General features: G+C 67.6%; 13 protein-coding genes. 8 read left to right on the top strand and 5 right to left on the bottom strand.

Features of this window, described 5'->3' with window-relative positions; all coding sequences use genetic code 11:
- Positions 1 to 32 precede the first annotated feature (32 nt).
- The gene (gene glgB / locus TL10_RS01445; RefSeq protein ID WP_043984203.1) at positions 33 to 2216 is read right to left on the bottom strand and encodes a 1,4-alpha-glucan branching protein GlgB; all 2184 of its coding nucleotides are present in this window, start codon (positions 2214 to 2216) and stop codon (positions 33 to 35) included.
- Complete coding sequence (locus TL10_RS01450; RefSeq protein ID WP_110788928.1) at positions 2213 to 4279, bottom strand: alpha-1,4-glucan--maltose-1-phosphate maltosyltransferase; 2067 nt, start codon at positions 4277 to 4279, stop codon at positions 2213 to 2215. Before TL10_RS01450 ends, glgB begins: the two co-directional genes overlap by 4 nt.
- A 149-nt stretch (positions 4280 to 4428) precedes the next feature.
- Here TL10_RS01450 and glgP point away from each other — a divergent pair, with 149 nt between their 5' ends.
- Together glgP and TL10_RS01460 are read left to right on the top strand one after the other, a co-directional pair.
- A complete protein-coding gene (glgP, locus tag TL10_RS01455; protein ID WP_043984205.1) occupies positions 4429 to 7047 on the top strand; it encodes an alpha-glucan family phosphorylase in 2619 nt (872 codons plus the stop codon).
- Positions 7044 to 7889 (top strand): virginiamycin B lyase family protein, encoded by an 846-nt coding sequence (locus tag TL10_RS01460; RefSeq protein WP_043984207.1) that lies wholly within the window; start codon positions 7044 to 7046, stop codon positions 7887 to 7889. The genes glgP and TL10_RS01460 overlap by 4 nt, the downstream gene beginning before the upstream one ends.
- On the opposite strand, the gene TL10_RS01465 is transcribed toward TL10_RS01460, so the two are convergent.
- Positions 7886 to 9100 carry an FAD-dependent oxidoreductase gene (locus TL10_RS01465; protein WP_043984208.1) on the bottom strand — a complete coding sequence of 405 codons (1215 nt, stop codon included), beginning with the start codon at positions 9098 to 9100 and terminating at the stop codon, positions 7886 to 7888. The genes TL10_RS01460 and TL10_RS01465 overlap by 4 nt on opposite strands.
- A gap of 84 nt (positions 9101 to 9184) precedes the next feature.
- On the opposite strand from TL10_RS01465, the gene TL10_RS01470 reads away from it, so the two are divergent.
- Positions 9185 to 9652 carry a MarR family winged helix-turn-helix transcriptional regulator gene (locus TL10_RS01470; protein ID WP_234711340.1) on the top strand — a complete coding sequence of 156 codons (468 nt, stop codon included), beginning with the start codon at positions 9185 to 9187 and terminating at the stop codon, positions 9650 to 9652.
- Positions 9653 to 9814: 162 nt separating this feature from the next.
- Here TL10_RS01470 and TL10_RS01475 read toward each other — a convergent pair whose 3' ends face one another.
- Together TL10_RS01475 and TL10_RS01480 are read right to left on the bottom strand one after the other, a co-directional pair.
- Positions 9815 to 11812, bottom strand: coding sequence for an ATP-dependent DNA helicase (locus tag TL10_RS01475; protein ID WP_043394559.1), 1998 nt, complete (start codon positions 11810 to 11812; stop codon positions 9815 to 9817).
- The gene (locus TL10_RS01480) at positions 11809 to 13095 is read right to left on the bottom strand and encodes a nicotinate phosphoribosyltransferase (protein WP_043984211.1); all 1287 of its coding nucleotides are present in this window, start codon (positions 13093 to 13095) and stop codon (positions 11809 to 11811) included. The genes TL10_RS01475 and TL10_RS01480 overlap by 4 nt, the downstream gene beginning before the upstream one ends.
- 44 nt (positions 13096 to 13139) lie before the next feature.
- Here TL10_RS01480 and clpS point away from each other — a divergent pair, with 44 nt between their 5' ends.
- The 5 genes from clpS (at position 13140) to TL10_RS01505 (ending at position 16663) form a co-directional block, all read left to right on the top strand.
- Positions 13140 to 13439: an ATP-dependent Clp protease adapter ClpS gene (gene clpS, locus TL10_RS01485; protein ID WP_043394555.1), complete on the top strand. Its 300-nt coding sequence runs from the start codon at positions 13140 to 13142 to the stop codon at positions 13437 to 13439.
- Between the two features lie 3 nt (positions 13440 to 13442).
- A complete protein-coding gene (gene aosR / locus TL10_RS01490; RefSeq protein WP_043394554.1) occupies positions 13443 to 14024 on the top strand; it encodes an oxidative stress transcriptional regulator AosR in 582 nt (193 codons plus the stop codon).
- Positions 14021 to 15040: a P1 family peptidase gene (locus TL10_RS01495; protein WP_043984213.1), complete on the top strand. Its 1020-nt coding sequence runs from the start codon at positions 14021 to 14023 to the stop codon at positions 15038 to 15040. The genes aosR and TL10_RS01495 overlap by 4 nt, the downstream gene beginning before the upstream one ends.
- 57 nt (positions 15041 to 15097) lie before the next feature.
- On the top strand, positions 15098 to 15757 hold the full coding sequence (locus TL10_RS01500; protein WP_043984214.1) for a rhomboid family intramembrane serine protease: 660 nt from the start codon (positions 15098 to 15100) through the stop codon (positions 15755 to 15757).
- Positions 15758 to 15895: 138 nt separating this feature from the next.
- Positions 15896 to 16663, top strand: coding sequence for a cyclic nucleotide-degrading phosphodiesterase (locus TL10_RS01505; protein ID WP_043394551.1), 768 nt, complete (start codon positions 15896 to 15898; stop codon positions 16661 to 16663).
- The last annotated feature ends 37 nt before the right edge of the window (positions 16664 to 16700 follow it).

The following is a 16700-nucleotide window of genomic DNA, read 5'->3' on the forward strand; positions in this document are numbered from 1 at the left end:
TCGACAGTTTTGCGTCTGCTCGCGGAAGAACGCTAGGCGGGCTTGAGCCAGAGAGCCGACATCGGCGGGAGCACCAGGACTGCGGAGGCAGGACGGCCGTGCCAGGGCTCGTCGGTGGCCTCGACCGCGCCCATGTTGCCCGCGCCCGCACCGTTGTAGACCGTGGCGTCGGTGTTCAGCAGCTCGTGCCAGGTCCCGGCGTGTGGCAGGCCCAGTCGGTACTGCGCATGCTCGCTGCCGGAGAAGTTGAAGATGCAGGCGATGGACGACCCGTCGTCGCCGAACCGCAGGAAGCTCAGCACGTTGTTGTTGGAGTCGTTGGCGTCGATCCACGAATAGCCCTCGGGGCTGCTGTCGCGGGACCACAGCGCGCGGTTCTCGCGGTAGATGCCGTTGATGTCGCGGACCAACTGTTGCACGCCGGTCGAGAAGCTGTGCTCGCCCAGCTGGAACCAGTCAAGCCCGCGTTCCTCGGACCACTCGGCGCGCTGGCCGAATTCCTGTCCCATGAACAGCAATTGCTTGCCCGGGTGTGCCCACTGATAGGCGAGCAGCTGACGCAGGCCGGCCGCTTTGGCGTGGTCGTCGCCGGGCATCCGGGTCCACAGCGTGCCCTTGCCGTGCACGACTTCGTCGTGGCTGATCGGCAGCACGTAGTGCTCGCTGTAGGCGTACAGCATCGAGAACGTCATCTCGTGGTGGTGATAGCTGCGATGCACCGGATCGTGGCTGATGTAGTCCAGGGTGTCGTTCATCCACCCCATGTTCCACTTCATCGAGAAGCCAAGGCCGCCAAGGTTTGTCGGCCGGGTTACGCCAGGCCACGAGGTGGATTCCTCGGCGACGGTGACGATGCCGGGCACCAGCTTGTGGACGGTGGCGTTCATCTCCTGCAGGAACTGCACCGCCTCGAGGTTCTCGCGGCCGCCGTAGATGTTGGGGGTCCAACCGCCTTCGGGACGGGAGTAGTCGAGATACAGCATGGAGGCGACGGCATCGACGCGCAGGCCGTCGATGTGGAACTCTTCGAGCCAGTACAACGCGTTCGCCACCAGGAAGTTGCGGACCTCGTTCCGGCCGAAGTCGAAAACATAGGTGCCCCAGTCGAGTTGCTCGCCGCGGCGCGGGTCAGCGTGTTCGTACAGCGGCGTGCCGTCGAAGCGGCCCAGCGCCCACGAGTCCTTGGGGAAGTGCGCGGGCACCCAGTCCACGATCACGCCGATGCCGGCCTGGTGCAACGTGTCGACCAGGTACCGGAAGTCGTCGGGCGTGCCGAGCCGTGACGTCGGCGCGTAGTACGACGTCACCTGGTAACCCCAGGAGCCGCCGTACGGGTGCTCGGCCACCGGCAACAGCTCGACGTGTGTGAAGCCCTGCGCCTCCACATATTCGGTGAGCTCGACGGCCAGTTCCCGGTAGCTCAACCCCGGTCGCCAGGACATGAGATGCACCTCGTAGGTGCTCATGGGCTCGACGATCGGGTTGAACGTCGCGCGCTCGGTCATCCAGGCGTCGTCGTGCCAGACATAGGAACTGACAAAGGTTTTCGACGCCGTCAGCGGCGGCACCTCGGTGCTGAATGCCATCGGGTCGGCGCGATCGGTGACGGCGCCGTTGGTGCCGTTGCCGCCGTGGATCCGGAACTTGTAGAGGCTGTCGGCCTCGAATCCGGGCCAGAACAGCTCCCACACCCCGGACGAGCCCAGTGCCCGCATCGGGGCCTCGCTGCCGTCCCAGTGATTGAAGTCGCCGATCAGGTTGACGCCCTTGGCGTTCGGCGCCCACACCGCGAACGAGAATCCCTCGACTACGCCGTCGGGTGTGGTGAACGAACGAGGTTGTGCGCCAAGGATTTCCCACAACCGTTCGTGGCGGCCCTCGGCGAGTAGGTGCAGGTCCATGTCGCCGAGCGTCGGCAGAAAGCGGTAGGGGTCAGCCGTGGCATGCACGACGTCGCCCGGGTACTCGACCTCGAAGCGGTAGTCGGCCAGCTTGGTGAATGGCACCTCGACCGCGAACAGGCCGCCCTCGATGGCCTGCATCGGATAGCGCTTCTTGCCGATCAGTGCCGTGACCCCGGTGGCGTGCGGCCGCAGCGCCCGGATGACGGTGTTCTTGCCGTACTCATGTGCACCCAGAATCGAATGCGGGTCGTGGTGCTCGCCGGCCAGCAACCGGGCCAGCTCGGCCACGGGTGGCCGGACATGGCTCGTCACGGTTGCCTCCGCAGGAGGTTCAGCCGCTTGTCGTACGGGATTTGCGGCATGTTCACTACGTGGGCTACCGCTTTGCCCGGGTCCAGTCGCACGTAATTCGATGCGCCCCATTGGTATTCCTCACCGGTGATCTCGTCGCGTACCCAGAACCGATCATGTTCCTCCATGCCGAGGGCGCCCATGTCCAGCCACAGCGTTGCCTGCTCGGGGCCGAATGCGTTGAGCGTCAACACCACAAGGACGGTGTCGCCGGTGACGGGGTCGAACTTGCTGTACGCCAACATCGAGTCGTTGTCGACGTGATGGAACTTGATGGTCCGCAATTGGCTGAGCGCGGGGTGCACCCGCCGGATCTCGTTGAGCCGGGTCAGCAACGGCTCGAGGGACCGGCCGCCGGCCAGAGCGGCCTCGAATTCGCGTGGCCGCAACTGGTACTTCTCGGAGTCCAGGTACTCCTCGCTGCCCTCGCGAAGTGCCAGGTGCTCGAACAGTTCGTAGCCGGAGTAGACGCCCCAGGACGAGCTCAGGGTGGCGGCCAGCACCGCCCGGATCGCGAACATGCCTGGGCCGCAATGCTGCAGGCCGGCATGCAGGATGTCGGGGGTGTTGACGAACAGGTTCGGCCGGTAGAAGTCGGCGTACTCGGCGATCTGCTGGCCGAATTCGGTGATCTCCCACTTGAAGTTGCGCCAGGTGAAGTACGTATACGACTGCGTGAAGCCGAGTTTCGCGAGCCCGTAGAGCCGGGCCGGGCGGGTGAACGCCTCGGACAGGAACAGCACGTCGGGGTCGATGTTCTTGGCCTGGGCGATCAGCCAGGCCCAGAAGTTCGCCGGCTTGGTGTGCGGATTGTCGACGCGGAAGATCTTGACGCCGTGCGACATCCAGAACTTGACCACGCGCAGCACTTCGTCGTACAGGCCGGCCGGATCGTTGTCGAAGTTCAGCGGGTAGATGTCCTGGTACTTCTTCGGCGGATTCTCCGCGTACGCGATGGTGCCGTCGGGCAGCACGGTGAACCACTCCGGGTGGTCCTTGGCCCACGGGTGGTCCGGCGCGCATTGCAGCGCCAGGTCGAGTGCCACCTCCAAGCCGTTGTCGCGGGCGGCGGCGACCATGTCGTCGAATTCGGCGATGGTGCCCAGATCCGGGTGCACCGCGTCGTGGCCGCCTTCGTCGCTGCCGATGGCCCAGGGAGAGCCGACGTCACCGGGCGCGGCGGTCACGTTGTTGTTCGGCCCCTTGCGGTGCACTTTGCCGATCGGGTGCACCGGCGGCAGGTACAGCACGTCGAATCCCATTGCGGCAACTCGCGGGATGGCCTTTGCGGTCGTGGCGAACGTGCCGTGCACCGGCTGACCATCGGCATCCCAGCCGCCGGTGGAGCGGGGGAAGAGCTCGTACCAGGCGCTGAACCGGGCCCGCGGCCGGTCGACCCAGATGCCGTATTGCTCTCCGCGAGTGACCAATTCACGCAATGGGTACTTGCGCAGCAGGTCGGTGACGTCGGGTGCGAGGGCTGCTCCGGCGCGGATGAACGGGTCGCCCTCCTCCCGGAGCCGGCGCGCGGCGGCGAGCAGCGGGGCGCGGTCGCCCTGCGGGACGGCCGTGGCGGCGCGCTCCAGTAGCCCCGCACCGATCAGCAGGTCATTGGACAGCTCCGCCTCGCTCTGGCCGGCGTCGAGCTTGGCGGTGATGGCGTGGCGCCACGTGGCGATGGGGTCGCCCCAGCCGTCGACACGGAACGTCCACAGACCGACCGCATCGGGCGTGAACTGACCGTGGAACACGTCGGGCGTATAGCCCGGCGCCATGGGCATGCGGGTCGGCTTGACCTTGGCCCGCGACGGCGCCGGCACCGGCGTCGCGCCCGGCGGGGTGTCAGCGAGCTGCGGGTAGACCGGGCCGTGGTAGCGCACCACCAGCGTTGCGGCGACGGCGTCGTGGCCTTCGCGCCACACGGTGGCGCTGATCGGAACCACTTCGCCGACCACGGCCTTGGCGGGATATCGACCTGCGGACACCACGGGTGCGACGTCGTCGATCTCGATCCGACCGGCCACCAAATCACTCCTTACCCGGGACTACGGGACTACGCATACCCACCGTAGTAGCCCATGACACCCGATGGGCAGTGACCAGTTGGATGGGCATCCGGGCTGTCACCGAACTGACCCTGCATACGCAAGAAATGTCAGTAAGGTTGGCTCGTGTGAAAGCCCTCCGCCGGTTCACCGTCCGTGCCCACCTGCCCGAACGCCTCGCCGCTCTGGAGCGGCTGTCCATCAACCTGCGCTGGTCCTGGCACACGCCGACCCAGGAGCTGTTCGCGGAGATCGATCCGGCGCTGTGGGAACAGGTCGGCGCCGACCCTGTGGCGTTGCTCGGGGCGGTCAGCCCGGCGCGTCTCGATGAGCTGGCGGCCGACGACGACTTCGTCGGCCGGGTGAACCACCGGGCCACCGATCTGGACAGCTATTTGAGCCGGCCGCTGTGGTACCAGGAGCAGGCCGACCACGCGCTGGACGGCGGTCCCGCGATGCCGAAGGGCATCGCGTACTTCTCCATGGAGTTCGGCGTCGCGGAGGTCTTGCCGAACTACTCGGGCGGTCTGGGCATCCTCGCGGGCGATCACCTCAAGTCGGCGTCAGACCTCGGGCTGCCGCTGATCGCGGTGGGGCTGTACTACCGGTCCGGCTATTTCAAGCAGTCGCTGACGGCCGACGGCTGGCAGAACGAGAACTATCCGTCGTTCGATCCGCAGGGTCTGCCGCTGCGGCTGCTGACTTGGGCCGACGGCCAGCCGGCGCTGGTGTCGCTGAACCTGCCGGAATCGCAGGTGCTGCGGGCGCGGGTATGGGTGGCGCAGGTCGGACGAGTTCCGTTGCTGCTGCTCGATTCTGACATCCCCGAGAACGATCATGAGCTGCGCTCGGTCACCGACCGGCTCTACGGCGGCGACCAGGAACACCGGATCAAACAGGAGCTGCTCGCCGGCATCGGCGGCATCCGCGCGATCCGGGCGTTCACCGAGATCGAGGGCATCGACGCGCCCGAGGTCTACCACATGAACGAAGGCCACGCGGGTTTCCTTGGCGTGGAACGTATTCGGGAGTACATCAGCGGGTCCGGGCTGGACTTCGAGACCGCGTGGACGGTGGTGCGGTCGTCGACCGTTTTCACCACCCACACCCCCGTGCCAGCCGGTATCGACCGGTTCCCGGTGCAGATGGTGCGTCGATACTTCGATGACACCGTCGCCTCGCCGCTGCTGCCTGAGGTGCCGCTGTACCGGGTGGTCGCGTTCGGCGCGGAGGACGACCCGGAAAAATTCAACATGGCGCACATGGGTTTACGGCTCGCGCAGCGGGCCAACGGGGTGTCACTGCTGCACGGCCGGGTCAGCCGCGGCATGTTCAACGAGCTGTGGCCGGGCTTCGACCAGTCGGAGGTGCCGATCGGGTCGATCACCAACGGGGTGCATGCGCCGACCTGGGCAGCGCCGCAATGGCTGGAGTTGGGCCGCGAGCTGGTCGGCGTGGAAGGAATGGCGGCCGTCGACCAGGCGGCAGGGGAGCCGCAGTTGTGGCAGCGGTTGCACGACGTCGATCCCGGTCACCTGTGGTGGATTCGGTCGCAGCTGCGCGAGATGCTCGTCGCCGACGTGCGGGCCCGGCTGCGCCGCTCGTGGCTGGAGCGCGGTGCCACCGAGGCCGAACTCGGTTGGATTGCAAACGCTTTCGATCCGTCGGTGTTGACCATCGGCTTTGCCCGCCGGGTGCCCACCTACAAGCGACTGACGTTGATGCTGCGTGACCCGGAGCGGCTGGAGCGGCTGCTGCTGGACGAGTCGCGGCCGCTGCAGTTGATCGTCGCGGGCAAGTCACATCCCGCCGACGAGGGCGGCAAGGCGCTGATCCAGCAGGTGGTGAAGTTCGCCGACCGGCCCGAGGTGCGGCACCGGATCGCCTTCCTGCCGGACTACGACATGTCGATGGCGCGGCTGCTGTACTGGGGCTGCGATGTGTGGCTCAACAACCCGCTGCGTCCACTGGAGGCATGTGGCACGTCGGGCATGAAGAGCGCGCTCAACGGTGGGCTGAACCTCTCGATCCGCGACGGCTGGTGGGATGAGTGGTACGACGGCGAAAACGGTTGGGAAATCCCGACTGCCGACGGCGTCACCGACGAGACGCGCCGCGACGACCTCGAAGCCGCCGCGTTGTACGACCTGATGCAGAACTCGGTGGCGCCCAAGTTCTACGAGCGCAACGAGCACGGCGTGCCGATGCGCTGGGTGGAGATGGTGCGGCACACGCTGCAGTCCCTGGGACCCAAGGTGCTGGCATCGCGGATGGTGCGCGACTACACCGAGAAGTACTACGCGCCTGCGGCACAGTCGTTCCGGCGCACGGTGGAGCCGGTCGACGGCGTGCCGTACGGCGCGGCCCGCTCGCTGGCGGCCTATCGGCAGCGGGTGACGGAGGCCTGGCCGAAGATCCAGATCACCGACGTGGACAGCTACGGGCTGCCCGATACGCCGCTACTGGGCTCGGAGTTGTCGCTGACTGCCACCGTGAAGCTGGCCGGGCTGCGCACCGATGAGGTTGTGGTGCAAGCGGTTCTGGGTCGGGTCGATGCCGGCGACCAGTTGGTCGACCCGGTGACGGTGCCGATGGCGCACACCAGTTCCGGCGACGGCGGCGTCGAGGTGTTCTCCGCGACCACGCCGCTGCCGGTGGCGGGTCCGGTCGGGTACACCGTGCGAGTGTTGCCGCACAACGCATTACTGGCCGCTGACAACGAGCTCGGGCTGGTCACGCTGGCGTGAGTGCTCTGACTGTTGCGGTCGATGGCGGACCGTACGCGCTGGCGGCTGGTCCGGACGGCGCGATGTGGGTGACATTGGTGTCGGCGGGTTCGGTGGCTCGGATCGACGCCAGTGGTGAGGTGCGGGTGTTCGAGGTCGGTGCCGACAGCCGCCCGATGCAGATCTGCGCGGGACCCGACGGGGCCATGTGGTTCACCTGCTCCGGCACAGACCAGCTGGGCCGGATCGCCGGTGACGGTGCGCTGACGTTCGTCGAATTGGATTCGGGCAGTGCACCGTTCGGTATCACTGTGGGACCCGACGACGCGGTGTGGTTCACCGCCATGGACACCGGAACGGTGGGCCGGGTCGGGGCCGACGGCGCGGTCGAGGTGGTTGCCGTGCCCCGCGGGATGCCGTCGATGATCGCTGCCGGCGGTGACGGTGCGCTGTGGTTCACGCTGAATCAGAAGTCCGCCATCGGGCGACTGACGGTCGCCGGTCAGCTGTCCATCCGGCCGACACCGACACCGTCGGCGGGGCCGGTCGGCATCTGCGCCACTCACGATGACGCGGTGTGGTTCACCGCAATCGGCGCCGACAAGCTGGGCCGCATCCCGCTCAACGACGCCATCCAGGAACTCGATCTGCCGGGCAAGCCGCACGCGGTGGTCGCCGATGAGGCCGACGGCGTGTGGGTGAGTCTATGGGGTGCGGACGGAATCGCACGGGTCACCGCCGATGGCGAGGTCTCGACGTTCGATCTGCCGCCGGGCAGCGAGCCGCACGGGTTGGCCGTCGACCGTGATGGCGCGCTGTGGGTGGCGTTGGAATCCGGATTCGTGGTGCGACTGCCGGTCTAGGCGGGTACCGGCTGGACGCTGCTGTCGAAGTCGATGTGGTGACCCTGTAGCCACATCATTGAGCGGCCACCATCTTTCGCGCCCTGCCGGAATACCACCGGCAGGATCAGGTCACGGAGCAACCGTCCGACCGGCCCCGCCGCCTTGCTGTTGGCCGACCGGTGGCCGTGCCGGACGATCTTCTCCACCCGGTGCCGGCGCAATGATTCGAACGTCGTGAAAGCCGTTGGGATGTCGCGGCAATCGCGCAGGCACTGCGCGAGAATCACGGCGTCCTCGACGGACATCGACGCGCCCTGGCCCGCTGACGGTGCGGTGGCGTGGGCGGCGTCGCCGATGATGATCTGATTGCGGTGGTTGTGCCACCGTTTCACCACCGGCAGGTCGTAGGTGGCCCACCCGACCATCGGACCGGGCGCGGCGTCGATGATCGCGTGAGCGGGCCCGACATCGCCGGACATCAACTGGTGCAGCCAGTTTCGCCACTCGGCATCGGTCATGCCGGACAATGCGCCGCGTTCGGGTTCGCGGGCCATCGGCGGATTGGCGAACCAGACGGTGCCGCCGTCCGGGGTGGGGAACCAGGCGAAGAAGCAGCGGGTGCCGAACTGCATCCGGAATTCCTGGGGCGGCACATCGACGGTGAAGTTCGGGATGTAGCCACCGACATTGAGTACCGGCACGTAGCGCGGAGCCCGTGCGCCGGGGTCGATTCCGCAACGTACCGCGGAATGCACACCGTCACAGCCGATCAGCAGATCACCGGATGCGGCGCTGCCGTCGGCAAACTGGGCGTGGACGCGGCCGTCGGAAGTCGTTGACGCGGAGACGAATTCCTCGCCGTGGCTGTACCGGGCACCACGGGCTGCGGCCAGCGTGTTCAGTTCGCGGTAGAGGTCGGCTCGGCGCATCATGATCGACAGCTGGCCATCCGGGCGTTGTGCGGCCATCGGGATACGCCCCAGTTTCTTGCCGCTGCCGGTGATGAAGCTGATGGTGTCGTTGGGGTAGCCCAGGTTCTCGAGCGGCCCTGCGGCATCGACGGCTCGCAGGGCATCCATGCCGTTGGCCTGAAAGTTCAACCACGCGCCGCGGAGATCGGCGCCGAACGGGGAGCGTTCATAGATGTGGGCATCGATACCGATGCGTTGCAGCGCGATGGCCAGGACGGGGCCGGCCACGCCGGCGCCGATGATGAGCGCTTTGGTCATGCGTGTTCCTCGGTTTGTCGCCATCTGGCTCGACGATCGGATAACTTGATTGTCAAGCAATATCCTGAAAGGTGGATCGCTCGATTGTCAAGCGAAAAGTCGATATCTGACAGTCTGGGCGCGGCGGTGCAGGGCTACCAGGCCGCGGTCGACGACTTCGACCGCGAGGTCGCGCGCCTGCTCGGCGTCAATGCGACGGATGCGCGGTGCCTGGAGATTCTGCTCCAGGAAGCCCCCGACGGCGTCACTCCGCGGGAGCTGGCCGACCAGCTGGGCCTCACCACCGGCAGCGCCACGACGATGCTCGACCGGTTGGAGAAGGTCGGCTACGTGACGCGCTCAGCGCATCCCAGTGACCGGCGCAAGCTCCTGGTCCACGCCACCGCCACCGCGCGGGAGCGTGCTTTCGCTCTCATCGGTCCGTTGGTGGCCGAGGGGGAACGCACCTTGCTGAGTCGCTACAACGCCAAACAGCTGGAGCTGATCACCGAATTCCTCACGCGGGCAGCCGAACTGCAGCGCCAACACGTCGCGCGGTTGCGCGGGATGTGAACAACGTCGGGCGTGTCGGCTCTCTCTAGGACATGTGTGGCCCGGACCCGTCACCATGTGCTGACATGGTCAGCACATGGTGACAATGTCAGCCTCAGCTGACAGCTCCCAGCGCGATGTGGTGGGGAGAGAGCTCCAGCAGCCGCGTCGACGGCGGGCCCGTCAGCTCGACGCCGCCAGCCGCTCCAGCGCGCTGCGCACCCGAACGGGATCGGTGGTCGACCAGTAGGGCGGCAGCGACGACTGCAGGAAGCCGCCGTAGCGCGCCGTCGCCATCCGGGAATCCAGGATTGCGATGACCCCGCGGTCGTTGACGCTGCGCAGGAGGCGCCCGGCGCCCTGCGCCAACAGCAACGCGGCGTGGGACGCGGCCACGGCCATGAAGCCGTTGCCGCCGCGGGCCGCGATGGCGCGCTGCCGGGCGGTCAGCAGCGGATCGTCGGGGCGGGGGAACGGGATTCGGTCGATGATCACCAACGACAGCGACGGCCCCGGCACGTCGACGCCCTGCCACAGCGACAGCGTGCCGAACAGTGATGTCTCGGCGTCTTCGGTGAAGCGGCGCACCAGGGTTGACGTCGAGTCCTCGCCCTGGCAGAGCACCGGGGTGTCCAGGCGCTCGCGCATGATCTCGGCGGTGGCCTTGGCGGCCCGCATCGACGAGAACAGTCCGAGGGTGCGGCCGCCGGCCGCGGTGATCAGCTCGTAGATTTCGTCGAGTTGTTCCGGAGCGGCGGCGTCACGGCCGGGCGCCGGTAGATGCTTGGCGACGTACAGAATGCCTGACTTGGCATGGGAGAAGGGCGATCCCACGTCCATGCCCTTCCATTTCGGTGGCGTCGCTGTGCTGTCCTCGGGCACCGACAAGCCCCACGCCCGGGCCATCGACTCGAAGCGCCCGCCGATGGTCAGCGTCGCCGATGTCAGCACCGCCGTCACCTCGCCGAAGAGCCGCCCGCGTAGCAGCCCGGCCACTGACAGCGGGGCGACCCGCAGGATGTGTCGCACTGAGCCCCTGGACTCTTCGCGATCCAGCCACACCACGTCATATCGATCGGGGATGGCGGGCACGAACGAATCGATGATGCGGGACGCGGTGTCGCTCAGATCGGTCAGCGAGGTGACGGCCTCGCTGCGCGCCGCGGCGGCGGTGGGGTCGGACGGCGCGGTATCGATCGCCATCTTGACCTTGTCCGTCGAGTCGCGGACCACCGTCAGGTAGGTGGCCAGCTCGTCGTCGAGCACGTCGATGCGTCCGGCTTCCATGTCGTGGATGGCCGACGACAGCGTGGCGATGGAGGCCTCGAGGCGTTCTGCCAGTTCGGGTTCCACCAGCCGGGCCGCCCGTCGAAGCGTCACGGCCATGGATGTCGCCGACAGTTCGCCGGTGGCCACGCTGGTCACGCGGTCCACCAGCTCGTGGGCTTCGTCGACCACCAGCAGTTGGTGCTCGGGCAGGACGTTGACCTCGGAGATGGCATCGATGGCCAGCAGCGCGTGGTTGGTGACGATGACGTCGACCGCCCCGGCCTTGGCGCGCGCCTTCTCGGCGAAACAGTCTGTGCCATAAGGGCATCGGGTGGCGCCGATGCATTCCCGCGCGCCCACACTGACCTGCGACCAGGCCCGGTCCAGCACGCCCGGCACCACCTCGTCGCGGTCACCGCTTTCGGTGTCGGACGACCATTCGATGAGCCGCTTGACGTCGCGGCCCAAGGCGGAGGCGGCGACGGGGTTGAACAGTTCCTCCTGCGGGAGATCCTCGTCGGCCTGCGCTCCGCTGTGAACCTTGTTCAGGCACAGGTAGTTTCCGCGGCCCTTGAGCAACGCGAACTCGGGCCGGCGGGGCAGGTGCGGGGCCAGGGCGTCGGCCAGCCGGGGCAGGTCGCGGTCGACCAGCTGGCGTTGCAGGGCGATGGTGGCCGTCGACACCACGACCGGCTGATTCGACGCCACGGCGTGTGCGATCGATGGCACCAGGTATGCCAACGACTTTCCGGTGCCGGTCCCGGCCTGCACCGCCAGGTGCTCGCCCTTGTCGAAGGCGTGGCCGACGGCTTCGGCCATCTCGATCTGCCCGCTGCGCTCGGCTCCGCCGAGGGCGGATACCGCGATGGACAGCAGGGCGGAAACGTCGGTCGGATCGGTTTTGCGGCTCACGCGCCCACCAGTCGGGTCGGGATGGCCGGCTCGCCGCGGGAGAGTTTGAGCCCGTCCCAGGGCAGGCTGCGTAGTCCGGCGGCGACGCGCGCGCGGGCGTCGGCCAGCGACGAGTCGCACACGACGGAGCCTGAACGCACCAGCGGCACCGTCAAGACGCGTCCGTCATCGACTGGCGGTGAACCAGCCGGGTGCACCACCTCTTCGACGATGGTTCCGGACTCCTTCGCCAACCGCAGTGCGGCTTTGCGTCCACCGTGAGATTCCTTGTGGCTGCTGCGTTTTGCCACCGGCATGCCGTCGACCTCGACCAGTTTGTAGACCATCGACGCGGTCGGCGCACCGGAACCGGTGACCACCGACGTGCCGACGCCGTAGACGTCGACGGGGGCTGCGGCCAGCCCGGAGATCGAGTACTCGTCGAGGTCGCCGGACACCACGATGCGGGTGCCGGTCGCGCCCAACCAGTCGAGCTGGTCGCGGACCTGGCGGGCCATCACGCCGAGGTCGCCGGAGTCGATACGCACCGCGCCGAGCTGCGGCCCGGCGACGGCGATGGCGTTGGCCACGCCCTGGGTGATGTCGTAGGTGTCCACGAGCAGCGTCGTGCCGACGCCCAACGCGTCGACCTGGGCCCGGAACGCGGCCACCTCGTCGGGACCGGTCGTCGCGGTGTGCACCAGGGTGAAGGCGTGCGCACTGGTCCCCAGCGCCGGAACCCCGAACGACCGCTGCGCCTCCAGGTTCGAGGTGCCGGTGAAGCCGGCGATGTACGCGGCGCGCGCGGAGGCGACCGCCGCCTGCTCATGGGTGCGCCGTGAGCCCATCTCGATCAGCGGCCGACCCACTGCCGCGCTGACCATGCGAGCGGCCGCCGAGGCGATCGCGGTGTCGTGATTGAAGATCGACAGCACCAGCGTCTCGAGGATCACGCACTCGGCGAACGTGCCGTGGATCGACAGCACCGGCGAATCGGGGAAGTAGAGCTCGCCCTCGGGGTAGCCGTCGATGTCGCCGCGGAACTCGTAGTCGGCCAGCCAGCGCAGCGTCTCGGGGTCCAGGAAGTCCAGCGAGGCCAGCGCGTCGTCGTCGAACCGGAACTCGGCGAGCGCGGACAGGAACCGGGCGGTGCCGGCGACCACGCCGTACCGGCGCCCGAACGGCAGTCTTCTGGCAAACACCTCGAACGACGCGCGGCGGTGTGCGGTGCCGTCGCGCAGCGCAGCAGCGAGCATGGTGAGCTCGTATTTGTCGGTCAGCAGAGCTGCGGTCACAGAGCTCACCGTACTGGTTCTGCGACTGGCAACCACCCGGCTATTCTGGGCTCATGGTTCTGGGTGCCCCGGTCGCGCGGACAAGCCCGGCGACTGACGTCGAAGAGGCGGCGAGCCTCGACAGTCCGTGGGTGACCATCGTCTGGGACGACCCGGTGAATCTGATGACCTACGTGACCTACGTCTTCCAGAAGCTGTTCGGCTATAGCGAGGTGCGCGCCACCGAGCTGATGATGCAGGTGCACACCGAGGGCAGGGCCGTCGTCTCGGCGGGCAGCCGGGAGTCGATGGAGGTCGACGTCACCAAACTGCACGCAGCCGGACTGTGGGCAACCATGCAGCAGGACCACTGACCGATGCGCAAGTGGAAGCGGGTCAACACGTCGTCGGGTGTGCGCATCAGGTCCGGCCTGGAAGCGCACGAAGTCATGATGCTGCGCAACTTGGTCGGCTCGCTGGTCGAGATGCTCGATGATCGCGAATCCGCTTCACCGCGTGACGAACTCGCCGAGCTGACCGGCATGAAGATCGGGCCGTCGCAGGCCCCTGATGACGACACCATGCGCCGGCTCCTGCCGGACTTCTACCACGATCCGGCCACGCATCCGGATGGCCGCGCCGCCGGTGAGAGCCTCAACGGTGCCCTGCGCAGCCTGCACGAGCCGACGATCGTGGACGCCAAACGACAAGCCGCCCAACGGCTTCTGGATTCGTTGCCGGAACCGGCCGGCAAGTTCGAGCTGACCGAGGAGCAGGCGGAGGGCTGGGCGTCCGCGATCAACGATGTGCGGCTGGCGCTCGGCGCGATGCTCGACATCGGACCCGATGGGCCGCAACGTCTTTCGCCGGACCATCCGATGGCGGGGCATCTGGAGGTGTATCAGTGGCTGACGTATCTGCAGGAGTACCTGGTGCTGAGCCTGCTGGACGAGCGGTGACGGGCTCCATCACCGACGTCGCCGGCATCCTGGTCGGCAATCACCACCGCATCGAAGACGCCTCCCTGGGCGGCGGGTGGGCCACCGGCACCACCGTCGTGCTGGCGCCGCCCGGAACCATCGGCGCGGTCGACGTCCGCGGGGGAGCGCCCGGCACCCGCGAGACCGACCTGCTCGACCCGTCCAACAGCGTGCAGCACGTCGACGCGATCGTGCTCACCGGCGGCAGCGCCTACGGGCTGGCCGCGGCCGACGGCGTCATGACTTGGCTCGAGGAACACGACCGCGGCGTGAAGATGCCCGGTGGACGGGTGCCGATCGTGCCGGGTGCAGTGATCTTCGATCTGCCGGTGGGGGCGTGGGCCAACCGGCCGACGGCCGAGTTCGGCTACCAGGCAGTGGCCCAGGCCGGCACGGGTGTGCCGACGGGCAACGTCGGCGCGGGCGCCGGTGCGCGGGCGGGCGCGCTCAAAGGTGGGCTCGGGACGGCCTCGGTGACGCTCGAGAACGGCGTCACCGTCGGTGCGCTCGTCATCGTCAATGCGGCCGGCCACGTCGTCGACCCGCAGACGGGACTGCCGTGGGCGGCCGACCAGATCGCCCGGTTCGGGCTGAAGTCTCCGCCGCCCGACCAGATCGAGGCGTACCACACCCGGGTGAAAGACCCGAAGCCGCTCAACACGACCATCGCCGTCGTCGCGACCGACGCCGCGCTCAGCCCGGCCGGTTGTAAGAAGGTGGCCGTCGCCGCGCACAACGGGCTGGCCCACACCATCCGTCCGGCGCACACCGCCGTCGACGGCGACACCGTCTTCGCGCTCGCGACCGGACGGGTCCATATCGAGCCGGACCCCGCGACACCGGAACAGATGAACCCCGAAACGCGCCTCATCTCCGAGATCGGGGCGGCCGCCGCCGACGCGCTCGCGACCGCCGTGATGGTCGGGGTGCTGGCCGCCGAGTCGATTGCCGATATTCCGACCTACCGCGACCTGCTGCCAGGAGCCTTCGGCTGAGGCGTTCCGCCGGTAGCCTGGGGGTATGACGTCAGCGAGTAGCGGAGCGGATCGCGCATGACTTCGGACCTGTCGACCACCTCATCCAAGCCGCAGCCGCCTGCGACGTGGAAGGTTGGCGGCGTCACCATCGTCGGCTTCGTCGGGCTGCTCTGGCTCATCGAAGGCTGGGATGCGCTGCATCAGCAGCGGCTGAATCAGGACGGCATCCGGCCGTTGGAGACCGACGGGCTCTGGGGCATCTTGTGGGCGCCGCTGCTGCACGCCGACTGGGCGCACCTGATCGCCAACACCGGCCCGGCCCTGGTGCTCGGGTTCCTGGTGACGCTCGCCGGCATGGGCCGGTTCCTCGGGGCGACGTTGATCATCTGGATTCTCGGCGGATTCGGTACCTGGCTGATCGGCAACATCGGCGCGCCGCGCGGTGTGGAGTCCGTCCACATCGGGGCGTCCGGGCTGATCTTCGGTTGGCTGACGTTCCTCATCGTGTTCGGGTTCTTCACTCGGCACGCGTGGCAGATCATCGTCGGCATCATCGTGTTGTTCGTCTATGGCGGTGTGCTGTGGGGCGCGCTGCCGGGCACATTCGGCGTGTCGTGGCAGGGCCATCTGTGCGGTGGCCTCGCCGGCGTGCTTGCTGCGTATTTGCTGAGTAGTCCAGAAAGAGAAGCGCGCGAACGGCGTAAGGGTTCAGCCCTGCCGTCGATTCCGACGTAATTTGCTGAATTTGGAATTCGCCGCGCGCGGTGTTGCCGGAAGCGTGATCGGTATCGCTTTCGGGACCAATCGAGAAACTGGCCGCCTAAAGGTGCCGTCTTTTCGTCGCAGGACGTGTTGACGTGGCAAGCTAGGGGTGTGCGCCTCACCATTCTCGGTTGCTCCGGCAGCGTGGGTGGGCCGGATTCTCCGGCCTCGGGCTATCTGCTGACCGCTCCGGACACCACGCCGATGGTTATTGACTTCGGCGGCGGGGTACTCGGTGCACTGCAGCGGCATGCTGATCCGGGCGCCGTAAATATATTGCTGTCACATCTGCACGCCGACCATTGTTTGGACTTGCCCGGGCTGTTCGTCTGGCGTCGGTATCACCCGAATCCTCCCGTTGGTCGCGCGCTGATGTTCGGTCCGGCGGCCACCTGGCACCGGCTCGGTGCGGCGTCGTCGCCCGAGGGCGGCGAGATCGACGACATCACCGACATCTTCGACATCAAGGTCTGGGTCGACGGCGAAGACGTCGAGATCGGCTCGCTGACCGTGACGCCGCGACTGGTGTGCCACCCGACGGAGTCGTACGGCATGCGGTTCACCGATCCGTCCGGCGCGACGCTCGTCTACTCGGCTGACACCGGCTACTGCGACGCGTTGGTTGATCTCGCCCGCGGCGCCGATGTGTTCCTGTGCGAGGCGTCGTGGACCGACTCGCCCGACCGCCCGCCGAAGCTGCACCTGTCCGGCACCGAGGCGGGACGCGCCGCCCGCGAAGCCGGGGTCAAAGAGCTCCTGCTGACCCACATCCCGCCGTGGACCTCCCGCGAAGACGTCATCAGCGAGGCCAAGGCCGAGTTCGACGGACCTGTGCACGGCGTCGTCTGCAACGAGTCGTTCGACATCACCCGCCGGTAAGACTTGGGCAAGTCGGGGCCCCGCTTTGGGCGGCCCG

The sequence above is a fragment of the Mycolicibacterium llatzerense genome, from assembly GCF_000878195.1.
In the GTDB taxonomy this organism is placed as follows: domain Bacteria; phylum Actinomycetota; class Actinomycetes; order Mycobacteriales; family Mycobacteriaceae; genus Mycobacterium; species Mycobacterium llatzerense.

Bases quoted from the DNA above. Each gene is read 5' to 3' on its own strand.
- clpS (WP_043394555.1), top strand. From the start codon at position 13,140: ATGGTTCTGGGTGCCCCGGTCGCGCGGACAAGCCCGGCGACTGACGTC.
- TL10_RS01500 (WP_043984214.1), top strand. From the start codon at position 15,098: ATGACTTCGGACCTGTCGACCACCTCATCCAAGCCGCAGCCGCCTGCG.
- TL10_RS01465 (WP_043984208.1), bottom strand. From the start codon at position 9,100: ATGACCAAAGCGCTCATCATCGGCGCCGGCGTGGCCGGCCCCGTCCTG.
- aosR (WP_043394554.1), top strand. From the start codon at position 13,443: ATGCGCAAGTGGAAGCGGGTCAACACGTCGTCGGGTGTGCGCATCAGG.